This window comes from Shewanella sp. TB7-MNA-CIBAN-0143, assembly GCF_040310065.1.
Taxonomy (GTDB): Bacteria; Pseudomonadota; Gammaproteobacteria; order Enterobacterales; family Shewanellaceae; genus Shewanella.
Genome location: NZ_JBEOPL010000014.1, coordinates 24,600 through 45,909 on the forward strand (window position 1 = coordinate 24,600; position 21,310 = coordinate 45,909).

Here is a 21,310-nt window from a genome sequence, read left to right on the forward strand (position 1 = left end):
GTTTGCGCGCATTTCCTCTTTGAATGAGTTTGTTATGTCCACTTTAATGCATCACATAGAAATTGATAATCAACCACTGTATTACTTAGATGAAGGACATGGACCTGTTGTTATTCTTTGTCATGGCTTACTCACCAATAGCACTATGTGGCGATCGCAAATTGACCAACTGTCATCACAGTATCGATGTATTGCCATCGACTTTTGGGGCCATGGTCAAACAACCACTATCCCAGAATCTGTTGAAAATTTACAAGATGTGGCCCAAAACGTATTAACGTTAATGGATAAGCTTGAAATCAACTCTGCCGCCATCGTAGGTCATGGTAGTGGCGGTGCAATTGCGGCAGAGCTTATATTACATGCACCGGCTCGCATTAATGGCTTGGTGATGTTAAACAGTTTTGTGGGATTTGAACCGCAAGTTAATTGCGTTAAATACCAAGGGTTAATGGCTCAAGTTGCCAACGACCAAGCTATATCATCAGACCTTGCACAAACCATTAGCACATTATATTTTAGTAAAGAAATTGAGCAATTAGTCAACCAAGACCCCAATCTAGCTAATACTGTTGCACAATTTAGCGCTGAATTAACGTCTTACTCTGGCGCCCAACTTACTGCGTTACTTAAATTTGCCAATATGGCCATATTCAAACGTGACACACTCGAATCGGTTGAGTTATTAACATTACCGACTTTGGTGGCCGTAGGATTAAGTGGTTATTTGCGTACCGCACTGGAAAGTTATTTAATGCATGACTGTATTGATGGCAGTCAATTATTGCACATTGAACAAGCTGGTCACTTAGCTAACATCGAAAAACCAGCCATTTTTAATCAGCATCTTGTTGATTTTTTGAGTAAATTTAATTTTAATTAATCACCTCAATGGATAGACCAGATCCGTCGGCATTGCTGATATACTCATTACAAAATGACATATTACCTGTAATACCTTACCGGTAAAAAACGACCTAATTCGAGCGCTCATGAAACTTCTTAAACCATTATTTGATAATAATCGCCGTTGGGCTGAACGGATCAATAAAGAAGATCCTACCTTTTTTGCGCAACTGGCAAAACAACAAAACCCAGAATACTTATGGATTGGTTGCTCAGATAGCCGAGTGCCTTCTAATCAGATTATCGACTTATTACCCGGTGAAGTGTTTGTTCACCGTAACATCGCTAATATGGTCATTCACACAGATTTAAATTGTTTATCAGTGCTGCAATATGCTGTCGATGTACTAAAAGTAAAGCACATCATGGTCGTTGGGCATTATGGCTGTGGTGGTGTTCGTGCAGCAATGAATAAAGAGCGACTGGGCCTGATTGACAATTGGCTCGGACATTTACGTGACATTTATCGTATTCACGAGGATGCTCTTGAATCGATGAGTGAACAAGGGCGTTTTGATCGCCTGTGTGAGCTTAATGTGATGGAACAAGTGTCAAATGTTGTGTCGACCAACATCGTTCAAGAAGCATGGGATCGTGGCCAAGATGTTGCAATACATGGTTGGATTTACGGAATTAATAACGGATTACTCACAGATTTAGACGTGACAATCGACCGTCTTCATGGGCGCAATTTAGCTTAACCTTGCCTTCTATCTCCATTTACACTTTTAATAGGCCTGTTATTTAGCAGGCCTTTGTTTATTGTTATTAAAAATATGCAATAAAAGTCGCGAACCACCACTGAAGAACGTTATAATCATCCAGTTTATTTAGCGCTACTATGCGCAGAATTTTTAGGAGATGATTTCCATGCCTGGTTTTGAATTATTTGGTCCTGAAGAAAAGCAGGAAGTTGCTGACGTAATGGAGAACGGTTTTACCTTCCGTTATAACTTCGACCATATGCGTAATGATCGCTGGAAAACCCGCGACATGGAGCAACTACTTTGCGAAAAAATGAACGTGAAACACGCTCATTTAGTATCAAGCGGTACTGCTGCATTACAAACTGCAATGGCAGCAGCGGGCATTGGTGCTGGCGATGAAGTTATTGTGCCTCCATTTACCTTCGTAGCCTCTGTTGAAGCCGTGTTTATGGCCGGTGCTGTCCCTATTTTTGCTGAAATTGACGAAACATTATGTTTATCTCCAGAAGGTATTGAAGCTGTCATCACACCACGTACCAAGGCTATTAACCTTGTTCATATGTGTGGTTCTATGGCGAAGATGGACGAAATCAAAGCGGTGTGTAAAAAGCATAACTTGGTGATTTTAGAAGATGCATGTCAAGCCATCGGTGGCAGTTATAAAGGCCAAGCATTGGGCACTATTGGTGATGTAGGTTGTTATTCATTTGACTCAGTTAAAACCATCACCTGTGGTGAGGGTGGCGCGATTGTCACTAACAATAGCGAAATTTATAACCACTCACACATGTTTTCAGATCACGGTCATGACCATGTTGGTAATGATCGTGGTGCAGAATCACACCCAATTATGGGTTTGAATTTCCGAATTTCAGAAATGAATGCAGCAATGGGTTTAGCACAATTACGTAAGCTTGATAAAATCATTGCTATTCAGCGTAAAAATAAGAAAACCATTAAAGATGCTATGGCGTCTATTGCTGAAATCACCTTCCGTGAAATTCCAGATCCAGACGGCGATTCTGCAGGCTTCTTAACATTTATGATGCCAACAGAAGAACGCACTCAAGAAATTAATAAAAAGCTGGCTGCCAACAAAGTTGATGGTTGTTTTTACTGGTATGTTAACAACTGGCATTACCTTAAAAATTGGAAACACATCCAAGAACTTAAAGCACCTGCCGCATTACCTATTATGCTAATCGCTGATCGCCCTGACTACACTAAAGTGCTGACACCTAAATCTGACGCTATCATGAGCCGAACGATTTCGATGTTGATCAAGTTGTCTTGGACTGATGAGCAAATAGCTGAACGTATTGAAAATATCAAACGCGCTTTTGCCTAGCATTGATGCCTCTCGGTCAGTGATGGCTCAGAGCACTTTTTACAGTACTTATCTCAATGGAGACTGTTGTAATGAGTTTTAAAAATTTTAAATGTGTACCAAAAATGATCTTTGGCCGTGGTTCATTTGTACAACTTGATGTTGTATTAGGTCAAGAACGCCAAGATGCTAACGATTTTGTCGTTTTCCTTGTCGATGATGTACATCAAGGTAAACCGCTAGCTGACCGCGTGCCAACTCAAGCGCACGACCTACTGATTTACGTAAACGTAGATGATGAGCCAACAACTGAACAAGTTGATGCGTTAACGGCGCAAGTTAACGCATTTAACACTAAGTTACCAGTGAGCGTAGTTGGTTTAGGCGGCGGTTCAACGATGGACTTAGCCAAAGCCGTATCACTAATGCTCACTAACCCTGGTAGTTCTTCTGAATACCAAGGTTGGGATTTAATTAAAAATCCTGCAATACATCATATTGGTATTCCAACAGTGTCTGGCACGGGTGCTGAAGCATCACGTACTGCAGTATTGTGCGGACCCGTTCGTAAGCTAGGTTTAAACTCAGATTACACCGTGTTTGATCAAATCATCATGGACTCTGAATTAATTGCAGGGGTTCCGACTGATCAGTGGTTCTATACTGGTATGGATTGTTTTATCCATTGTGTAGAATCATTACAAGGCACATACCTCAACGAGTTTGCTAAAGCATTTGCCGAAAAATCAATGGATTTATGTCGTCAAGTGTTCTTAGACGACCACGCAGAAAAAGACGACAAGTTAATGATGGCGTCATACATGGGCGGTATGAGCATTGCTTATAGCCAAGTCGGTGCATGTCATGCGGTATCTTACGGTTTAGGTTATGTACTGGGTTATCACCACGGTATTGGTAACTGTTTAGCCTTTGACGTGCTGGAAGAATTCTATCCAGAAGGTGTGACTGAATTCCGTAAAATGATGAAAATTCATAACATCACTCTGCCTAAAAACATCTGTAAAGATTTGCCAGATGAAACTATCGCTAAGATGGTTGCCGTGACTAAGAGCATGGGTCCACTTTGGGACAACGTGTACGGTAAAGGCTGGGAAGAGAAAGTTACCGATGAAATGCTGACTAAGTTATTCCGTCGTATATAATAAACGACAGATTAAGTCATAAAGGGCTCTTATGAGCCCTTTTATTTATTGTCTATATTATTGTCACAACCACAAGTAGGTCATATTAATGAAAGTTACTCTATTAATCCCGGCACGTTATGGTTCAAGCCGTTTCCCGGGCAAGCCGCTAGCCCCGATTAATGGTAAACCCATGATCCAACACGTTTATGAACGTGCATCATTAGCAAAAGGCCTCGATAGCATCTATGTTGCTACAGATGACGACCGCATTAAAGATGCCGTTGAATCCTTTGGTGGTAAAGTCGTAATGACCAGCCCTGATGCCGCCTCTGGTACCGACCGTATTAATGATGCCATTGCATTGCTTGGTCTTAACGATGACGATTTAGTGATTAATTTACAAGGCGATCAACCGCTGATTGATCCTATCTCAATCGAACAAATCATAAGTCTATTTGAACGTCACCCTGGTGAATTCGAAATGGCGACATTAGGATTTGAAATCGTCGATAAAAGAGAATTAGACGACCCTATGCACGTTAAAATGGTATTTGATAATGACCATAATGCATTGTATTTCTCTCGCTCTCGTATCCCCTTTGGTCGCGATACCAATGACTATCCGGTTTACAAGCATTTAGGTGTTTATGGCTACACTAAGCGTTTTGTGAATGCCTTTGCTAAGTTACCTTTAGGTAGACTTGAAGATCTCGAAAAATTAGAACAGCTACGCGCACTCGAATACGGCCACAAAATTAAAATTGCTATCAGCGCATTTGACTCTCCAGAAGTCGATACCCCTGAAGATATTCGCAAATGTGAACTACGTTTAGCCGTCGACTAACCAAACATATATGCTTATAGCTGGTGTTTTCTTAACAACATCAGCTATAAAATTGCAGGTTAAAAGGAGTTTCCAATGAGTCTAGAAGGTTATGAAGTTTGGCTAATTATCATTTTAGTCATCGGCGTTATTGCAAGTAACATTGCGGTGTTGAAATATTCTGCCAAATTTAAAATGCCTCAATTTGGTGAACATAAAGACCGAGAGCAAAATCCTGAAAAAGAAACCAGTTCACCAGAATCTGAACAAAAACTGACTGAAGAACCTTCAGACGAGAAAGACAACGGCAGCAAAGACAGCAAAGACAAAACGTTATAATGCTCAATGTACCTATCTATAAAATGAGCCTATCTATAATTTAGTGGGTTGCAAATAGCAAAACGCCCATGTTGGCCTATCTTCTCGTTCTTAATCGTTGTTATTTGCCTAGCAGTTATTTTATATCTGTATTTCCATTAGTCATAACCTCTATATGGCGCAACTTAAGCTAATAATAAAAAAGCTAACCTCATAATGGGGTTAGCTTAATGTATCCAACGGCTCTGTTGCTATACTGATGTTTTAATACCACAGGCAAGTGTTACTCACTGTCAAGTGTGACTCGTTGTTGCTCTTGGTTATTAGGCCAAGCATTAATGACTGCTTTTACTAGCGATGCTAGTGGTATGGCAAAAAAGACTCCCCAAACGCCCCATAAGCCCCCAAAGACTAACACGGCGGCAATAATCACAACCGGGTGTAGATCAACCGCATCAGAAAACAATAGCGGTACCAATACATTGCCATCTAGCGCCTGAATAATCCCATAACCTAACATTAAGTAACCAAACTCAGCACTAAAACCCCATTGAAAAAATGCGACTAATGCAATCGGCAATGTAACCAAAGTAGCGCCAACATATGGGATCAATACCGACAAGCCTGTCAATACACCTAGTAGTGCTGAGTAACGCAGCCCCATGATAGCAAAAAAGATATAACTGGCTACGCCAACAATAACAATTTCAATCACTTTACCACGAATATAATTAAAGATTTGTTGGTCCATTTCAAACCAAACTTTTCTCGCTAGACCACGGTTAGACGGGAAAAATCGTTTGCTGCCGTTTAATAAAAAGTCTTTGTCTTTTAAAAAGAAAAATACCAACAATGGCACTAAAATGGCGTACACCATTAATACTAATAATGACGCAGAATAACCTAAAATTTGTTTCCCTAAATCAATAAGGTGCTGTGTATCAAGCATCTTATTAATTTCTTCCATCATCGAATCAAGTTGTGATGCACTCACAAACTGCGGGTAATCAGCGCTAAACTCGCGCACAATTAGCATGCCCTTATCAATCATTGAGGGTAAATCAGTAACCAATGACACCCCTTGACGCCAAATACTGGGCACCAAACCAAACATCAAAATAATCATCACCCCTAAAAATACCACCAACACGATTGTTGCCGCAGCGGTTCGGCTTATACCCAGTCGCGACATTTGTGCTACCGGCCACTCCAGTAAAAACGCTAACACCAAAGCAACCAGCAAAGGCGCAAGCAATCCAGAACCGAAGTACAATGCAAGACCAATCCCAATAATAATAAACATTAACGTTATGGCTTGTGGATCACTAAAACGGGTTTTGTACCAATCAGTTAAAATTTCCAGCATTGAAAAACCTTTTATATAAACAATATCAATTTGTTTTGGTGATGATAAATGACAAACAATGCGGTTGATCAGCAATGATTTCAATACCAAAACCCATTTTTTTTATCAACAAGGGAACATCTCGGCGTGAACCAGGGTCAGATAAGAGTACATGTAATTTTTCATCCACATCCATCTGTTTTAGTAAAAGTTTCACTTTTACTAAAGGATAAGGACAAACATAGGGTGTTAAATCAATTAAAATCATTATCAACTTGCTTTAAACAATCTAGGGCTATTATCCTAGCTTGTACAATAAACCACAAGCAATGTAACTTAAGCAAACTTGCTGGTTAAGCTTAAATTTTCGATTCAATCATCATTAAAGGTTCCGCTTGAGTAAATTATCATTATCGACCTTTTCAAAATCACTGGCTGCTAGCGCTATTAGTGTGCTTTTTGCTGCCAGTATTGGCCACAGTTTTGCCAATAATGATCTTCCAGATCTAGGTACCGCAGCGGTCAATACTTTTAGTTTAGAAAAAGAAACTGTCTACGGAGACGCTTATATGCGCGTTATTCGTTCATCGGCACCGGTACTCAGTGATCCAGTGTTAACCCAATATTTATCTGAACTGGGTAACAAACTAGTTGCTAATGCTACGGGGGTAAAGACACCATTTTATTTCTTTTTACTCCGCAATGATGAAATCAACGCGTTTGCTTTTTTTGGTGGTCATGTTGGCGTACATACGGGGTTATTTTTAAATGCCGACAACGAAAGTGAACTTGCATCGGTATTAGCCCACGAAATTACCCACGTCACTCAACGCCATTTAGCACGATCTCTTGAGGCACAACAAAAAAGCTCAACTGCCACAATTGTGGGAATGTTAGGGGCTATTTTATTAACGATTGCTGCACCACAAGCCGGTATGGCAGCCTTAGCAACCACTCAGGCCTTAGCAACACAATCTAAAATTAACTATACCCGCTTACATGAAAAAGAAGCTGATCGTATTGGAATGCAAATTCTTGTCGATGCCGGATTTGATCCTAATGCTGCCGCTACATTTTTTGGTCAACTGGCAATTCGTTATCGTTTTACCACAACACCGCCGCAAATGTTGTTGACGCATCCATTGCCAGAATCACGTATTACCGAGGCACGTAACCGCGCGGCTCAGTACCCTAAAAGTAATGTCCCTAACAGCCTTAACTTTCAGCTAGCTAAAGCGCGTATCCAAGTACGCTTTTCAAGTTTTAGTGATGATGCCGCGTTATCTTTGTTTGATCAACAACTCAAAAAGAATGAGTATTCGTTTAAACAGGCCGCGCTCTATGGCAAAGCTTTAGCGCTTTTCCGTTTAGAAAAATTTGCACAAGCTGAAGTGATCATTGATGATTTACTAAAACAAGATGACAATAATCTGTTCTACATCGACACCAAAACAGATTTATTAGATCAGAAAAAAGATTTTGCAGGTGCAATAGCATTATTAGAAGCTCAACGGAAATTAAAACCGACCTCACAAGTGGTCAACGCTAACTTAGCCAATATTTATGTTCAGGCAGATCAGCCTAAAAAAGCTATCCCGCTGTTAGAAGAACTGATATTTTTCGATAAGCAAAATATGCTGCCGTATCAAATTATGGCTGATGCATATCGTAAGCTAGACAATAAAGCACTTGAGTATTATAGCAATGCTGAACTCATGGCCTTATCGGCTAACTACAAAGGTGCAATTGACCAACTCAATTATGCATATCGCTATTCTGATGGCCAAAACCTACAAATGGCACGAATTGAAGCAAGAATAAGACAATTCAGACAAGCAGATAGGGCAATGGAAGAATTAAAATAGCCGCGATAATCTAACCTTACAAGCTATTCTTTGATAGAATAATGGCAAACAATAAATCTACTTATTGTTTGCCATTTTTTAATGACGGACTATGACAATGACAACCACCAAAACAACGATATACCATAACCCTCGCTGTTCAAAAAGCCGTGAGACGCTCGCATTGTTGCAAGCTAATGCAGTAGATGTCACTGTCGTTGAATACTTAAAGACGCCACCTACAGCCGCTGAAATTCAGACTATTTTGCAACAACTTGGTTTAACAGCTCGCCAGCTTATGCGCACTAAAGAAGACGAATATAAAGCTCAAAATTTGGCTGACACATCGTTATCGGAAGATCAGCTCATCGCTGCAATGGTAGCAACACCTAAATTAATTGAACGTCCTATCGTGCTAGCCAACAACAAAGCAGCCATTGGTCGTCCACCAGAAAATGTTTTGTCTATTCTTTAACGAGTAAAATAATGACTTCACAAACCTTGTTTCAACTAAGTCGAATTGGTTACCTTGCATTACTCCTGCTGCTCAGCGGCTGGTTTATTCAACAAGGCATGAATGGCACCTACTCGCTAGGATTCAGCTTAATATGGATTGTACCTCTACTGTTTCCGCTTAAAGGCATCTTAACCGGTAACCCATATACATATGCATGGGCCAGTTTTATTCTGTGTGTATACTTATTACATGGCTTAACCCTTGCTTATGTCACCACTGATGCGCTGGTATTTGCACTGATTGAATCAGTATTGATTTGTGTCTTGTTGGTGAGTTTTCCATTCTATGCTCGTAAACGCGGCCGAGAACTGGGATTAGGGTTGAAGAAAAAGTCTGAACAACAATAAACAACCTTCATTTTTGTTGCCTCACTAAGCGCCTTCGGGCGCTTTTTTGTTAGTTGCATTTAACCAAAACAGCGTGCTACATTATTTTGCAAACAAGATGTTATAAAAATGTATTGTTAAACAATAATAAAATAGACATGGAGTCGCTTAATGAAGTTATCGCAAAATTTAGGGATCTATAGCCTTTTAGCCAGTGCCATATTAGTTAGCGCCTGCGGAGGAGATTCAGACAATAACGATCAAGGTGTGCCTACCTCATCCACTTTCGAAATCTGCAGTGAAAGTTTAACTTATTCAATTACCGACACAAACTCTCAATTGACTTTTACCCTTGAACAGCATTATGCCAAAGACAAGCCTGGCAGCATTATTGCCAACCTTAATGAACAAGACACTATTGGCAAATCATTTTTGTGGCAGCAGATATCAGGACCCAGTCTTGAACTAGCTGCAGTTAATAGCCAAGTATTAGCATTCACACCCACAAGTAACCAAGATTACGCTTTTAAGGTGACTGTCTCTGGCGGTAATATCAACATTGAAGAAACGATATCAATTACTGCCGATTCTAATGACAATATTTTACGCATTAATAGCGATCATCAAATGGTGAATAGAACTGATGCGAGTTTACGTATACAAAATATAAACGGCCAAGTACCTGAAAATATTAGTTGGTGCATGTATCCGAGTGCTAATAATAAAGCCTTTACCAACGTGGATTTGAGTGACATAAATAGGCCACTTTTTGTTGCGCCAAACGTCGATACCGATCAATTATTCAGTCTTAAAGCCACTGCCACATTTGATGGCCAAACCATTAGTGATGACGTCAATTTACTCGTAACCAAAGAAAAAAACGCCCCATCGGACGCCTACTTCAGCTACCCCATTGCACGAATGCACCCTTACAAGCCTAACTCACCTTATGCTAATAATCTGGCCTATTGTGTTTACTCGAACCAACTAGTCAATCAATGTAATATTCTTAACGAGCTGCCCTTTATTAGCCAAGATACTAAGCCAGATACGATTGATACTATTATGGACAGAGTACTGGTGTCGCACGACTGGATGGGGGCAAACTTTGAAGCCTATTTACGCGCACAAACACATAATGACTTTGTAGAATTGTTGCAATCAGTGACGGCTGTGGTCATCAGTTACGATATCAGACCAGCCTTTTATGCTGGTTTTATTGGAGCAATATATCTTGACCCTGAATACCTGTGGTTGACTACTGCTCAGCGAGATACAATTAATGAAACCCCTGATTATCGCAGCAACTTTGGTGAAGACCTGAATTATTTATCTCCCTATCGTTATGTTAAAGATAATGCTTATGCAAGTGAATACATAGAAAAAAGTAATCGCATCAACCGCACGATTGACAGCATGTCTTATGATTTAGCTGATTTGCTCTATCATGAGCTGGCTCATGCAAATGATTTTTATCCACAAAAAATGCATGCCAATATTCAAGGCCCTACTTTAAAAGACGAATTTAATCGTCGTTTTGATGGTAAAGAGATGACATCAGACCAACTTAACATCCGCTATCCATTAACCAGTACTGAAATGTACGCTCTTGCTAGCGTTCAATACTCTGGTGAAAATGCAAATAACACCCAAAAAGCCTATACTCCAAGTGATGTAGCGCTATTTTTCTCAAGTGACCTCGCCAACGATGATTATGCTTATTCATCAACACGAGAAGATGTTGCCATGTTGTTTGAAGAAGTGATGATGAGCCATCGATATGGTATTTTGCGTGATATCGCCATTACTGACAAACCAGAAATTGAGACGAGCTCGACGATTGTGGTTGAATGGGGCCAACGCGGCCGAGTCGGTCAACCTGAGTTATACGATCGCGCTAGCTACGTCTTGAGCCAAATACTGCCTGAAGTTGATGTTAGCCAAGTGATGGACGGTTTACCTGCACCAGTAGCGTTAGTTAAAGGCCAAACCTGGGCACAAAACTTGGTGCTAACAACTGATCCATCAAAATCACCACAGAAAATCTCATCACAAACTGAAAAAAACACTGCTGAGACTAGACCATTGCAATTTAGTGGCAGTGATCACGTGAAGCAATAAACCATTGACTCACACAATAAAAAACGCCAAATGAATTCATTTGGCGTTTTTTATTGTGTAATTGCGTAGACTGATGACGATAATTTTTGCCTAAAGAATTAAAACCTAAGGTATTAAAGTCTCAACATCTCTTTTATAAACGGAATAGTCAGTTTACGCTGATGTACCATAGAAGCTTTATCGAGTTTATCGAGTACATCAAACAAGGTGCGTAAATCACGCGCCATTCGCGTCAGTAAAAAGCGCCCTACTTCATCAGACAACTGCAAACCACGCATTGCCGCTCGGCGCTGCAAGGCCACGAGCTTTTCATCGTCTGCCATTGGTTGTAATTGATAGATTAATCCCCATTGCATACGAGAAACCAAATCTGGCAATAAAAACCCCGTTTCAGAAGGTGATGCCTTTCCGCTAACTATTAAACGGCAATCTTGTTGCTCAGCTATACGATTGTATAGATGAAAAATAGCTTCTTCCCATACAGGATGACCCGCTATGGCTTCTATATCATCAATACAAATCAATTCCAGAGATTCTAGGCCCTCAAATAATGCCGGTGAAATACTGGCATGAATGCCTAATGGGATATAGAGAGTGCGGCGTTCTAGGTCATTGGCAAGGGCACAAGCTGCATGCATTAAATGCGTGCGGCCTGATTTTTCTGGGCCATATACATACAAAGAAGACGCTAGATTGCCTTCAGCGCTAGCTTGAAGTTTCTGGATCAACTCATCATTACCCGAAGCAGGATAATAACTCTGAAAGGTTTCATCGTCAGGTAGATAAACGGGTAAAGATAATTGTCTTGGTGAGTTTTGTGTCACTCAGATAGGTCTCAAAATCATAAACTAACTAACGTTATTATACCTAAATCCGTCAATTATGCGAGTATCAGCAAGAATCCTGCACATAAAGATCACCTCGGTATAGCATTTCACGCTGTACAATTAAAGTGTACAGCGCACCTTTTGATAATACTTATTGGCCCAACCATTGATAAAGTAATTTAGGCGTAGAATTGTCGGCCTTAGACTCATAAAATGACTCCACACTGCCAACGGTATCTAATTTTGATAACCGACTATCAATATTAAGCAATCGTTGCAAATCATCTACACTGCTAAACAATTCTATCGTATAAGTGGCTGCTTCACCCTTAAACTGACTAAGTTTCAGGGATTTCACCGCACTAAGCTGACGAAGATAGGTTTCAATATTTACCACTTGAGTCATGTTGTTTAACCCAGTAAAGCTGACTTGGGTAGCTACATCACTGCCTGTAGAGGCTATGGCAAACTGGCTAATATAATAATCGGCCAGAATGTTCATCATTCGCTTCGTGGCTTGTTGATAATCCGTCGCTTCACCCTGTTGTGAAATTAACGGCTGTAGTACACCATTAGTTCTATTTTTATCAAATAATTTGATGGTGAAATGAACGTTACTGCTTTGAGTATCCAAATTGGCAATAGCGAAGTAATCAGCTTGATAACGGGTAGATGCATTAGCTAACACATCAGTAAACATTCCACGTACATCAGTGATACTCACTTGCATCACATCATCCAAATCCATAATCGGCAGCAATAACGGAATGCCTTTATTATTAGACTCTTGAGCCAACTCTGATCGAATATCGGCTGAAGAAGCATCAGCTAAAATAGACGGTTCATTATTTTCATCAACCGACATCCATAACAGGGTTAATGGTCGTTGACTGCCCCAAACAGGTAAACCGGCTTGACGTAACGTTGAAATAACCCGTTGATGGTCAAAGCTGGCTTTGAGCATGAGTTCGCCATTTTTCTCATAATAACCATATTGAGTCAAAATGACTTCTGGGTTATTAATTTGGTCTTTTACCAATGGGTTTAATACTACACTCGGCAGACCAGAGTTTTTTAAGAAAACGGCAGCTAATGCCTCTTTAAGGGCGTTATTTTTCACATCGTTTGCGCGTGAAGCTACCGTAATATCGGCTTCATCAAGCTTGCTCACTTCAGCAGCATGTACAAGCGTAATCGAGGTTAACGCAATTAGTGGTAACGTAATGAGATTAATTAGTTTTTTCAGCATCTGATAACATAAACGCAGCAAATATAAGTGAACAAATTATATCATAATAAAATTCTATCGAGTAATGGATAACGAAAACTCTTTTTTACTGCCGCCAAATTGACCCAGTATTGTAGCCATATCAAATAACAATAATCGCTACAGCGTCCTCAAAGTTGTTATGCATATTATCGCTTTTATGTGACAATTCGCGCCGTTTAATCACACGCTAACTTTCTAAATAATGATGGAGAACAATATGAAACGCGTGTTAATTCCGCTTCAAGGCGCACAAATGCTATTTGTCGCTTTTGGGGCACTCGTGCTAATGCCGTTATTAACGGGTTTAGACACCAGTGTCGCATTATTTACAGCCGGTTTCGGTACCCTACTGTTTCAATTAGTCACTAAACGTCAAGTACCTGTATTCCTCGCTTCTTCCTTTGCCTTTATTGCGCCCATTTTATATGGCGTACAAACATGGGGTATTCCTGCCACCATGGGCGGTTTAATGGCTGCTGGCGTGGTGTATATGCTACTTGGATTAACAGTAAAACTTCGTGGCACTGGATTTATACATACTTTATTACCTCCGGTTGTTGTCGGCCCAGTCATTATGATCATTGGCTTAGGCTTAGCGCCTGTAGCCGTCAATATGGCATTAGGTAAAAGTGGTGATGGAAGCTTGATCATCGTAGAGCAAAATGTCGCGCTAACGATTTCACTTTCGGCATTAATGACCACCATAATCGTAGCGATTTTTGCTAAAGGATTGGTCCGACTAATGCCTATTCTGGCGGGTATATTGGTTGGCTATGGTGTGAGCTTAGCCTTTGGTGTTGTCGATTTCACCCCAGTTACTCAAGCGGCTTGGTTAGCCATGCCAAACTTTGTCGCCCCAGAATTTAACTGGCATGCGATTCTATTTATGATCCCAGTTGCCATTGCACCAGCGGTTGAACATATCGGCGATATTTTAGCCATTTCTAACGTGACGGGTAAAGACTATTTTAAAAAGCCTGGTTTACATCGCACCCTTACTGGCGATGGTATTGCTACGATAGCAGCGTCGGCATTGGGCGGTCCGCCTAATACCACTTACAGTGAAGTAACCGGTGCGGTTACACTGACCAAAAGTTTTGATCCACGGATCATGACCTGGACAGCCATCACTGCGATAACCCTAGCTTTTGTCGGTAAATTGGGGGCCATGATGCAAACCATACCTGTACCGGTAATGGGCGGTATTATGTGCTTATTATTTGGCTCGATTGCAGCTGTTGGATTAAATACCTTAATTCGTCATCAAGTCGATTTATCTGAACCTCGTAATCTGAGTATTGTCGGGGTAACGTTGGTGTTTGGTATTGGCGGAATGGCGTTTGGTATTGGCTCGTTTAGCTTAACGGGGATAAGTTTGTGCGGTATTGTTGCTATTTTGATGAACTTGATTTTACCTGCCGTGAAAAAGCCACAGGTTGAAAAGTAACTTTCTGTAACCGCATGCAGAAGCACTGCTTTGTAAGTACATGTTTAAAAAATAATAAAAAGCCCCAACAGCCTTTCGCTTTGGGGCTTTTTTTGAGTGCGTAAACACTCAATCATCTGCAATTACTCTGCTGCGTCTTCTGTACGGAATTTATCAGCAGTTGCTTTAATAATTGGTTGAAGTTCACCTTTTTGGAACATTTCAGTGATAATGTCACAGCCACCAATTAACTCGCCTTCTACCCATAATTGTGGGAATGTTGGCCAGTTAGCAAATTTTGGTAATTCAGCACGAATATCTGGATGCTGTAAAATATCTACGAACGCAAATTGTTCACCACAGTTGATCATCACTTGAGCAACTTGAGATGAAAATCCACAGCTTGGTAATTTAGGTGAACCTTTCATGTACACAATAATTGGGTTTTCGGTAATTTGCTGTTTAATCTTTTCTACAGTTTCCATTTGATTTCCTAAGTACGACGACTGAATACATAATGTCTATTGTACGACACCTAGACTAAGAACAAAATGCCACAGTTTGTAGGGTTTATCTAAAATCCATAAAATCGATTACTGCAATCCACATAATTCCCTAAACAATGATTCACATCACAAAAATAATCAGTACAATAGCAATAGAGCAATGTTACCTGATGGGTAAACAAAACGATAACCTGAATCCATGGAGAGATACTAATGGCCTTCGAATTACCAGCATTACCTTATGCAAAGAACGCACTTGAACCACACATTTCTCAAGAAACCATTGAGTTCCATTATGGTAAGCATCACAACACATATGTGGTTAAACTAAACGGTTTAGTTGAAGGAACTGAGTTTGCGGGCAAAACACTAGAAGAAGTTGTTAAAACTTCAACTGGCGGTATGTTCAACAACGCGGCTCAAGTTTGGAACCACACTTTTTACTGGAACTGCTTAGCACCTAATGCTGGCGGCGAAGCAACTGGCGATATCGCTGCTGCTATCAATGCTTCTTTTGGTTCTTTTGAAGAATTCAAAGCTAAATTTACTGATTCTGCAGTAAATAACTTTGGTAGCGCTTGGACATGGTTAGTGAAAAAAGCTGATGGTTCATTAGCGATTGTTAACACTAGCAATGCTGCTACACCGTTAACAGATGAGTCTGTTACGATTCTATTAACTGTAGATGTATGGGAACATGCTTACTACGTTGATTACCGTAACGCACGTCCAGAATATTTAGCTCACTTCTGGCAGCTTGTTAACTGGGAATTTGTTAATAAGAATTTTGCTGCTTAATTTCGATTAACTGCAAAAACTAAAGGAGCCTTATGGCTCCTTTTTTTGTCATTTTATCCGCCTAAAGTACGCTGCCTATCATCAGACTATGTTTGCAACTATTGCAAATGCTACTGTTTGTTATTGTTTTTATTTGATTTATTTTTCATTAAAACTTCGCCAAGTTATTTACCCTGTCCTACACTTTAGTCGTAAAGCCTAATATTGCGCTAACAGATTTAACATTACATTCTTGACCATCGCATTCATCACTCAGGCTTTTCACGTCATACAACTGTACGTTTTGAGGGGGTTACTATGGGCATTTTTGAGCACTATCAACAACGCTATGAAAAAAAACGTGACGAAGAATATACCTTAGAGCAATTTCTCGATATCTGTAAACAAGACAGAAGTGCCTATGTGTCTGCTGCCGAACGGTTACTCATGGCCATTGGTGAACCGCAGATTATTGACACAGCAAAAAATCCAATTTTAAGTCGAATTTTTTCTAATCGTGTTATTGCACAGTATCCCGCATTTAAAGATTTCTATGGCATGGAAGATGCGATTGAACAAATCGTGGCCTACTTGAAACATTCTGCTCAAGGCTTAGAAGAGTCAAAGCAAATATTATATCTCTTAGGCCCTGTCGGTGGCGGTAAATCATCGCTGGCCGAAAAACTCAAAGCATTAATGCAACAAGTGCCGATTTACATATTAACTGCCGATGGCGTTCGTAGTCCTGTCAACGACCACCCATTTTGTCTGTTTGATCCTAAAGAAGACAGTGAACTACTCAAAAACGAATACAACATACCAAGTCGTTATATCAAAACGATTATGTCACCATGGACAGTAAAACGTTTACACCAATATGGTGGTGATATCTCAAAATTTAGAGTCGTAAAAGTGTATCCATCGGTGCTCGATCAAATCGGTATTGCTAAAACAGAACCCGGAGACGAAAATAACCAAGATATTTCTGCTTTGGTGGGTAAAGTTGATATTCGTCAGTTAGAACATTTTTCACAAGATGATGCCGACGCTTATGCTTACTCAGGTGCGTTATGTCGTGCAAACCAAGGGTTGATGGAGTTTGTTGAAATGTTTAAAGCCCCCATTAAGGTACTTCATCCATTATTGACTGCGACTCAGGAAGGCAATTACAACGGTACTGAAGGCTTATCGGCCTTGCCGTATAACGGTATTATTTTGGCCCATTCTAATGAGTCAGAATGGTCCGCGTTTAGGAATAATAAAAATAACGAAGCGTTTTTAGATCGCGTCTATATTGTCAAAGTGCCCTATTGTTTGCGGGTATCTGAAGAAATGGAAATTTATCAAAAATTATTGGCTAATTCTGAATTATCCACTGCATCTTGTGCTCCTGGGACCTTAGAAACCCTGGCACAATTTAGCGTGTTATCGCGTTTAAAAGTGCCCGAAAACTCGTCTATTTATTCTAAAATGCGCGTCTATAACGGTGAAAGCTTAAAAGACACCGATCCCAAAGCGAAATCCTACCAAGAATATCGTGACTATGCTGGCGTAGATGAAGGCATGCAAGGGCTATCGACCCGATTTGCATTTAAGATTTTGTCACGAGTATTCAATTTTGACAGTGCAGAAATCGCCGCAAACCCAGTCCACTTATTTTATGTACTGGAAAAGCAAATTGAACAAGAACAATTTCCTAACGATATAAGTGAGAAATATTTAGAGTTTCTTAAAGGTTATTTAATCCCTAAGTATGTTGAGTTTATCGGTAAAGAGATCCAAACCGCTTACCTTGAGTCGTATTCTGAATACGGACAAAATATTTTCGATCGTTATGTTACCTATGCTGATTTTTGGATCCAAGATCAAGAATATCGCGACCCAGAAACAGGACAACTTTTTGATCGTGGTGCCTTAAATGCTGAATTGGAGAAAATTGAAAAACCAGCGGGGATCAGTAATCCAAAAGATTTCCGCAATGAAATTGTTAACTTCGTCTTACGTGCTCGAGCCAATAATGAAGGCAATAATCCGTTGTGGACTAGCTATGAGAAATTACGCACCGTGATTGAGAAAAAAATGTTTTCCAACACTGAAGATTTGCTGCCCGTTATTTCGTTTAACGGCAAAACATCGAATGACGATCAGCGTAAGCATGATGATTTTGTTAATCGCATGATGGAAAAAGGTTACACCAAAAAACAAGTCAGACTATTGTCAGAATGGTATTTACGAGTGCGTAAATCATCGTAGACACCCAATAATTGGTAGCGCCGCTGACCAGGGCGCTACCAAAAATCAGACTTGGGAGCGACGTATGGCAAATTTTATTGATAGACGACTCAACGCAAAAGGAAAAAGCACTGTTAATCGGCAGCGTTTTATTGAACGCTATAAAAAACAAATCAAAAAAGCTGTCGGTGATGCGGTAACACGCCGAAGTGTTACGGATATTGATAAAGGTGAACAGATTAGTATTCCCAAGCGGGATCTCAGTGAGCCCGTTTTTAGGCAAGGACAAGGTGGAATAAGGGACAGAGTTCATCCTGGCAATGATCAATTTAATCGTGGCGACCAAATTCAACGGCCTAAAGGTGGACAAGGCGGTGCAGGTCAAGGCGATGCCTCAAATAGTGGCGAAGGTGACGACGATTTTGTATTTACTATTTCAAAAGATGAATATTTAGCATTGTTGTTTGAAGATCTCGAACTGCCAAACTTACAGAATAATCGCCTTAATAAATTGGTTGAATATCAAACCTATCGCGCAGGCTTCACCAATGATGGCGTACCCGCCAATATCAATATTGTCAGATCACTGCGTTCATCACTCGCTAGACGCATCGCCATGAGCGGCGGGAAAAAGAAAGCACTACAGGCATTGGAAGCCGAACTTGCGGTATTAGAAGATACTCCTGGCGCTCAAGCCGAGCGGATTATAGCCATCAAAGAGCAAATAACAGTGCTCAAGCAGCAAATCGCTAAAGTACCATTTATCGATACCTTTGATTTACGCTATAACAACTATGCCAAACGCGAAGTCCCTTCTAGTCAAGCGGTGATGTTTTGTTTAATGGATGTGTCAGGTTCGATGGATCAAGCTACCAAAGATATGGCTAAACGTTTTTATATTCTATTGTATCTATTTCTGACCCGCAGTTATCAGAACCTCGAGGTAGTATATATTCGCCACCATACACAGGCAAAAGAAGTCGATGAACACGAATTTTTTTACTCACAAGAAACCGGCGGAACCATAGTATCAAGCGCATTAAAACTGATGCATGAAATACAACAAGCTCGTTACCCTGAAAATGAATGGAATATCTATGCAGCTCAAGCTTCTGATGGCGATAATTGGTCCGACGACTCCCCCACTTGCCATGAAATATTAGCAAAACATATTCTGCCCAAAGTACGCTATTTCAGTTACATCGAAATCAGTCATCGGGCTCATCAAACCTTGTGGCATCAATATGAACAGTTACAACAGCAGTTTGACAACATTGCGGTACAGCATATTCACCAAGTTGAAGATATCTATCCCGTTTTCCGTGAACTCTTTAAAAAACAAGCTATATAGGAGGCTATCATGGTTCAACATAAACGTAACCCGTTAGATGATGGTCCCGAGTGGACATTTGATTTACTGCAACAATATCAATATGAAATTGAACAGGCCGCGGCTTTCTTTAAACTTGATACTTATCCGAATCAAATTGAAATTATTACCGCGGAACAAATGATGGATGCCTATGCAGGGATAGGAATGCCCATTGGTTACACTCATTGGTCATTTGGTAAACGGTTTATCCAAACAGAACAAGGCTACAAGCGCGGCCAAATGGGGTTAGCTTATGAAATTGTGATAAATTCCGACCCCTGCATCGCCTATTTAATGGAAGAAAATACCATCACGATGCAAGCATTGGTTATGGCTCACGCCTGTTATGGCCACAATAGTTTTTTTAAAAATAACTATTTATTTAACACCTGGACCGATGCCAGTTCGATTATTGATTATTTAGTTTTTGCTAAGAATTATATTCGTGAATGTGAATTACGTTATGGTGTAGAGCAAGTTGAACTGACCTTAGACTCTTGCCATGCATTAATGAATTACGGTGTAGACCGCTACAAACGTCCAGCTGAAGTATCACTCAAAGAAGAACAAGCAAGACAACAAGAGCGTGAAGATTATCTGCAAAGCCAAGTGAATGACTTATGGCGAACGCTGCCTACATCGCCACAAACAGACACCCCTGAAACGACGGCTATTTTCCCCAGTGAACCTCAAGAAAACATTTTATATTTTATTGAAAAAAACGCACCATTATTAGCACCTTGGCAACGTGAATTGGTGCGTATAGTACGTAAGATGGCGCAATATTTTTACCCACAAAAGCAAACCCAAGTGATGAACGAAGGCTGGGCAACTTTTTGGCATTACACCATACTTAATCGCTTATATGATACTGATAAAGTTACCGACCGTTTCATGTTGGAATTCTTGCAAAATCACACCGCAGTGGTCGCTCAACCTGCCTATAATAGTCCACATTATAGTGGCATAAACCCCTATGCTTTAGGTTTTGCAATGTTTATCGATATCAGACGCATCTGCGAAACCCCCACTGAAGAAGATCGAAAATGGTTTCCAGACATTGCAGGCAGCGATTGGCTGACAACGGTTCACTTTGCCATGAAACACTTTAAAGATGAGAGTTTTATTAGCCAATATTTATCACCTAAAGTGATTCGTGACTTTAAGCTATTTGGTATTTTAGATAATGAAAAACGCAGTCAACTATCAATATCGGCCATTCATGATGATCAAGGTTACCAAGATATTCGCAACACCCTATCACAACAATATAATCTGTCGAATATCGAGCCCAATATACAAGTACAACAAGTGCAAGTGAACGGTGACAGGTCAATTATCTTACGCTACATACCATTTGACGGCATCCCGCTGGCAGACAACCATCAAGAGGTATTAAAGCATTTACATCGATTATGGGGATTTAATGTCACCTTGGAGCAACTTGATCACTTAGGCATTGTTAGTACCTTATCAATGTGTCCAGAAACAGCAGCATAAAGTCTATCTAGTTTACAGTCT

General features: G+C 40.3%; 20 protein-coding genes. 15 read left to right on the top strand and 5 right to left on the bottom strand.

Annotated elements, in window-relative coordinates; translation table 11 throughout:
- Positions 1-34: 34 nt before the first annotated feature.
- From AAEY97_RS12545 to AAEY97_RS12570, 6 genes are all read left to right on the top strand, one after another.
- Positions 35-883, top strand: a complete 849-nt coding sequence (locus AAEY97_RS12545) for an alpha/beta fold hydrolase (RefSeq protein ID WP_350999152.1) — start codon at positions 35-37, stop codon at positions 881-883.
- A 109-nt stretch (positions 884-992) separates the two neighbouring features.
- Positions 993-1,607 (top strand): carbonate dehydratase, encoded by a 615-nt coding sequence (gene can / locus AAEY97_RS12550; RefSeq protein WP_101087601.1) that lies wholly within the window; start codon positions 993-995, stop codon positions 1,605-1,607.
- Between the two features lie 169 nt (positions 1,608-1,776).
- Positions 1,777-2,961 carry an 8-amino-3,8-dideoxy-alpha-D-manno-octulosonate transaminase KdnA gene (gene kdnA / locus AAEY97_RS12555; protein WP_011637227.1) on the top strand — a complete coding sequence of 395 codons (1,185 nt, stop codon included), beginning with the start codon at positions 1,777-1,779 and terminating at the stop codon, positions 2,959-2,961.
- A 71-nt stretch (positions 2,962-3,032) separates the two neighbouring features.
- Entirely contained in the window at positions 3,033-4,103 is a 1,071-nt protein-coding gene (gene kdnB, locus AAEY97_RS12560; RefSeq protein ID WP_101087600.1) for a 3-deoxy-alpha-D-manno-octulosonate 8-oxidase KdnB, read from the top strand.
- An 88-nt stretch (positions 4,104-4,191) separates the two neighbouring features.
- Positions 4,192-4,929, top strand: coding sequence for an 8-amino-3,8-dideoxy-manno-octulosonate cytidylyltransferase KdsB (gene kdsB / locus AAEY97_RS12565; RefSeq protein WP_101087599.1), 738 nt, complete (start codon positions 4,192-4,194; stop codon positions 4,927-4,929).
- Positions 4,930-5,004: 75 nt separating this feature from the next.
- Positions 5,005-5,247, top strand: a complete 243-nt coding sequence (locus AAEY97_RS12570; RefSeq protein ID WP_182743665.1) for a DUF2897 family protein — start codon at positions 5,005-5,007, stop codon at positions 5,245-5,247.
- Positions 5,248-5,509: 262 nt separating this feature from the next.
- Here AAEY97_RS12570 and AAEY97_RS12575 read toward each other — a convergent pair whose 3' ends face one another.
- Both AAEY97_RS12575 and AAEY97_RS12580 read right to left on the bottom strand, forming a co-directional pair.
- Positions 5,510-6,592 (bottom strand): AI-2E family transporter, encoded by a 1,083-nt coding sequence (locus tag AAEY97_RS12575; RefSeq protein WP_101087597.1) that lies wholly within the window; start codon positions 6,590-6,592, stop codon positions 5,510-5,512.
- 25 nt (positions 6,593-6,617) lie between these two features.
- On the bottom strand, positions 6,618-6,839 hold the full coding sequence (locus AAEY97_RS12580) for a sulfurtransferase TusA family protein (RefSeq protein ID WP_162022940.1): 222 nt from the start codon (positions 6,837-6,839) through the stop codon (positions 6,618-6,620).
- 163 nt (positions 6,840-7,002) lie between these two features.
- Here AAEY97_RS12580 and bepA point away from each other — a divergent pair, with 163 nt between their 5' ends.
- The 4 genes from bepA to AAEY97_RS12600 all read left to right on the top strand — a co-directional run bounded on the left by bepA (position 7,003) and on the right by AAEY97_RS12600 (position 11,379).
- Positions 7,003-8,436 (top strand): beta-barrel assembly-enhancing protease, encoded by a 1,434-nt coding sequence (bepA, locus tag AAEY97_RS12585; RefSeq protein WP_350999264.1) that lies wholly within the window; start codon positions 7,003-7,005, stop codon positions 8,434-8,436.
- 97 nt (positions 8,437-8,533) lie between these two features.
- Positions 8,534-8,890, top strand: coding sequence for an arsenate reductase (glutaredoxin) (arsC, locus tag AAEY97_RS12590; protein WP_101087594.1), 357 nt, complete (start codon positions 8,534-8,536; stop codon positions 8,888-8,890).
- A gap of 11 nt (positions 8,891-8,901) precedes the next feature.
- Entirely contained in the window at positions 8,902-9,279 is a 378-nt protein-coding gene (locus AAEY97_RS12595; RefSeq protein ID WP_011637219.1) for a DUF2069 domain-containing protein, read from the top strand.
- Between the two features lie 150 nt (positions 9,280-9,429).
- Positions 9,430-11,379, top strand: a complete 1,950-nt coding sequence (locus AAEY97_RS12600; RefSeq protein WP_350999156.1) for a hypothetical protein — start codon at positions 9,430-9,432, stop codon at positions 11,377-11,379.
- 113 nt (positions 11,380-11,492) lie between these two features.
- On the opposite strand, the gene hda is transcribed toward AAEY97_RS12600, so the two are convergent.
- On the bottom strand, positions 11,493-12,203 hold the full coding sequence (hda, locus tag AAEY97_RS12605) for a DnaA inactivator Hda (RefSeq protein WP_059745344.1): 711 nt from the start codon (positions 12,201-12,203) through the stop codon (positions 11,493-11,495).
- 154 nt (positions 12,204-12,357) lie between these two features.
- A complete protein-coding gene (locus AAEY97_RS12610) occupies positions 12,358-13,455 on the bottom strand; it encodes a DUF2066 domain-containing protein (protein ID WP_101087592.1) in 1,098 nt (365 codons plus the stop codon).
- A 238-nt stretch (positions 13,456-13,693) separates the two neighbouring features.
- On the opposite strand from AAEY97_RS12610, the gene AAEY97_RS12615 reads away from it, so the two are divergent.
- Positions 13,694-14,923 carry a uracil-xanthine permease family protein gene (locus AAEY97_RS12615; protein ID WP_101087591.1) on the top strand — a complete coding sequence of 410 codons (1,230 nt, stop codon included), beginning with the start codon at positions 13,694-13,696 and terminating at the stop codon, positions 14,921-14,923.
- 122 nt (positions 14,924-15,045) lie between these two features.
- On the opposite strand, the gene grxD is transcribed toward AAEY97_RS12615, so the two are convergent.
- Entirely contained in the window at positions 15,046-15,387 is a 342-nt protein-coding gene (gene grxD / locus AAEY97_RS12620; RefSeq protein ID WP_101087590.1) for a Grx4 family monothiol glutaredoxin, read from the bottom strand.
- A gap of 234 nt (positions 15,388-15,621) precedes the next feature.
- Between grxD and sodB the strand changes: the two genes are divergently transcribed.
- From sodB to AAEY97_RS12640, 4 genes are all read left to right on the top strand, one after another.
- Positions 15,622-16,206, top strand: a complete 585-nt coding sequence (sodB, locus tag AAEY97_RS12625; protein ID WP_011637213.1) for a superoxide dismutase [Fe] — start codon at positions 15,622-15,624, stop codon at positions 16,204-16,206.
- Between the two features lie 297 nt (positions 16,207-16,503).
- The gene (locus AAEY97_RS12630) at positions 16,504-18,438 is read left to right on the top strand and encodes a PrkA family serine protein kinase (RefSeq protein ID WP_350999161.1); all 1,935 of its coding nucleotides are present in this window, start codon (positions 16,504-16,506) and stop codon (positions 18,436-18,438) included.
- 64 nt (positions 18,439-18,502) lie between these two features.
- Positions 18,503-19,768, top strand: a complete 1,266-nt coding sequence (locus AAEY97_RS12635; protein WP_182743670.1) for a YeaH/YhbH family protein — start codon at positions 18,503-18,505, stop codon at positions 19,766-19,768.
- 9 nt (positions 19,769-19,777) lie between these two features.
- Positions 19,778-21,289 (top strand): SpoVR family protein, encoded by a 1,512-nt coding sequence (locus tag AAEY97_RS12640; protein ID WP_350999164.1) that lies wholly within the window; start codon positions 19,778-19,780, stop codon positions 21,287-21,289.
- The last annotated feature ends 21 nt before the right edge of the window (positions 21,290-21,310 follow it).